This window comes from Methylobacterium aquaticum, from assembly GCF_001043915.1.
Lineage (GTDB): Bacteria > Pseudomonadota > Alphaproteobacteria > Rhizobiales > Beijerinckiaceae > Methylobacterium > Methylobacterium aquaticum.
Window position 1 is genome coordinate 1 of record NZ_LABX01000419.1, and the last position, 3,115, is coordinate 3,115.

A 3,115-nucleotide genomic window follows, 5' to 3' on the forward strand; every position below is an offset into this window, starting at 1 on the left:
TGAGAGCTGCCAGGGGGGCGACGTTGGTGACCTGGGTGTTGCTGAGGTCGAGGGTCTGGAGGCTGGTGAGACCTGCCAGGGGCGCGACGTCGCCTAGTTCCTGAAATGAAAAATCCAGATTGCGGATGAAGGGCCGCCACGCGGCCGGTGGGCTTTGCCCTTGGAGGATCAGGGCAGCCGCCTGCTTTTCCACGTCGTCCGGCACTGCCGCGGGCAGCGAGGCGGCAGGCGAGACCCCAAGATGGTCCTGCCGATCCTCCAGGATCGCCCGCAGGGCGAGGCGCAGATCCGGCGGCCAATGCGCCGAGAACGCCTCGACTTCTGCCTGGGCGGCCGAGAGGGTGGAGAGCGCCCGGGCCGTGATGGGAAGCGCGGCCTCGTCCTGGTTTCCGATCCGGGACACCGCCACGGCCGTCGCCTCTGCCAGCAGCAGGTTCGTGGCTTGGCCCACGGCCCGGGTCCCGGCCTTGTGGCCCTGGAACCCCACCGTCTCCGCCGTCTCGGCGAGCGCGACGATCTCAGCCGCATCCCGCTCCGGGATCGCCTGACGCTTCCGGTTGATGCGGATGAACTCGCGGGCGGGCTGGAACAGGTCGGCGCGCAACAGCGCCTTGCCGGCCTCGTCGTCCCAGCGCGCCACGGTCGGAAAGCCGCGCAGCCAGGGGGCGGCGGTGCGGACCAGGGTGCTGAGCACGCCCTGGATGTCCGCGTCGAGCGGGTCGTCGAACCGGGCCGGGTCGTTCTGGAGCCGGATATCCGTCTCCAGGAAGCTGCCGAGTTCGAGCAGGCTGGCATAGGCGTCGCCGAGGCGGTCCAGCACGTCGCGCGGCTCGCCCTGGAGGGCGGCGTGGAACCGGGCGGCGGCGTCGCCCAGCCCGCCCCAACTCCGCGTGTTGCCGACGCGCCGGGCCCGTTCGGCCAAATCGGCGGCGTGCCGCAGGATGGCGGCCTGCAATTGCCGCCGGAGCGGGTCCTTCGCGGCGCGCTGGTCGGTCGGGCGGAGCGAGCGGTCGAGGACGAACTGGTCGTCCTCGATCACCCATTGGCCGCCGGCCGGGTCCGTCTTCGCCTTGGCGAGGATGCGGGCGGCCTTCTCGTCGCGGGCTGCCTGGAAGGCGGACCGCAACTCCGACCGGGCCGCGGCATGGCGGTCGCTCGGCCCGAACAGGGCCCGCAGGATCGGCTCGATCTCGTCGGGCAGCGACGTGCCCTTGCACCAGTTCGAGACGCTGCGGGGCGAGACGAACTCGTTGGCGCGGCCACTCGGGATCTCGGCGGCGAGGCCGGCATAGGTCCAGGGCTCCCCCGTTGCCGCCGCTGGTCGAGTGCCGTTGCGCCTATGCCCATCCAGAAGGCTTGCGAAACGCATAAGCGCTGAGTCTGAGGGAAAATTGCGTACCATTGCGCACCATTGCGGATGTTGGGCTATCGTTTGCGCCAGACTTCTCCTTAACTCTCATTGTAGTACGATGTGAATGGCTGTGTGCATGTTCTCAATAGGGAATATGCGGAAACGGCAAAGCCGAGTGAAGGTCGGCTTTGCTAGGTTCCTGCAGCGAGCGCCGAATGTCTCTGAGTTGTCGCTTAGTGTGCTCTAAAATCAGGCAGGCGGCCATTGTTAAAATTGGCCGTCCTGCTTCGGTATGTTGATTCTGCAGGCTACTCGTTCTATCGTTGCCCTGCAGCGCAGCTCGAAGTGTTTGTGTGCAACCTTGAATTCGACAAATTCAAGGTTTGCCGAACCAACGATAAGTGCCATTGCGGCCTTGAGAATCACCTTTGCCATGCGTCACTCCTGATCGATTGGAAGGCGCGGTGAAACTCGTGCAGGCAGTTTTTTGTTTTTAGCAGATCGTCCCAGGTTTTTCTATTTTTGTCAACAGCCGTGAGCGCTTCCGGCGGAGTTGCGATTTTTTAGAATCAACTGGCGCCGCGTCTGAAATCCATCACGATTTCTATAAGAACATTGAGTAATATTAAAAAATATAAAGTATTATTTCGTTTTTGCTGATTATAATTTTTAAAAAATATTTATTTCATTATTTTAGCTTGCACTGCGTCTCCGGCAGGTCGATCCCCAGCGTATCGAGCGGCGTGCGCTGGTGCAGGTAGCCCTGCTCCGGCGCCACCGCCACCAGGGCCTGGGGCTGCACCAGCAGGATCGGCTGGCGCAATTGGTGGTCCCAGGGGCGGAAGCTCAAGGCCACGCCCTTGTAGCCTGGCAGGGTGAAGGCCGGATCGGCGATGGCGGCGGCGAGCGCCGCCGGGTCGGTGGTCTTCTTCTGGAAGGCGGCCTCGCCCACCGCCCGCAAAGCCGCCCAGACCTGATAGTCGAGGGGCCGCATCAGCCGGCCGGCGAGGCGGCGGAAGCGGTTCTGGGCCTGGGCGGCACCCCAGACCTCCAGCGTCGGGTGCCAGGTGGTGGGGACGAGCCCCTGCGTGCCGACCACCGGGCGCGGATCGACGGTGTGGAACGGCACGTAATCGCCGAAATCCCCGGCCTCGTCGGCCACCACGGCGACGTCGTAATCGAGCCCGCGGGTGAAGACGAGCGCCTCGGCCCGGGTCGGGGTGTCGCCGCGGGCCCGCGCCAGGGGTCCGAAGGTCCAGGGGCGTTCCGCGCTGATCTGGAGCCCGAATTTCTTGGCAGAGCGCTTCATCGCCTCGGCCCAGAGCTTGTCGCTCTCCTGCGGGCCGGTGATGAGGAAGAGCTTGCGCCAGCGCATGAAGGCGAGGAACTGCGCCAGCGCGTCGGTCTGCATCGCCCGGCTCGGGGCGATATGGAACAGGTCGGCCCGGCAATCGGCCCCGCGCAGGCGGTCGTCGGGGGCGCTCGCGTTGAACAGGACGGTGCCCGATCCCTTCAGGGCATCCGCCACCGCCAGCATCTCGTCGGCGGGAAGCGCCAGAACGAGGAAGCGCAGGCCCTTCGCCACGAGGTCGCGCGCGGCCTCGACCGGGCTCTGGGGCGGCGGCTCGCCGGGAGCCGCGGTGCCCAGGGCCACCGCGTCGAGGGCGAAGCTCTGGCGCACGAAGCGGCCGGTCGTGGTGTTGTCCTGGATCGCGAGCTTGGCGCCCGCCAGCCCCTCGTCCTCGGGCGCCAAGCTCGCGATCC

General features: G+C 66.0%; 2 protein-coding genes. Both read right to left on the reverse strand.

All coding sequences use genetic code 11. From position 1 onward, the window contains the following. Positions 1–1,369, reverse strand: a 1,369-nt coding sequence (locus VP06_RS32915; protein ID WP_048468037.1) for a leucine-rich repeat domain-containing protein, incomplete at its 3' end; no start/stop codon positions are given. A gap of 670 nt (positions 1,370–2,039) precedes the next feature. Continuing rightward, a partial coding sequence (locus tag VP06_RS32920) for an ABC transporter substrate-binding protein (RefSeq protein ID WP_048468038.1) occupies positions 2,040–3,115 on the reverse strand: 1,076 nt, incomplete at its 5' end.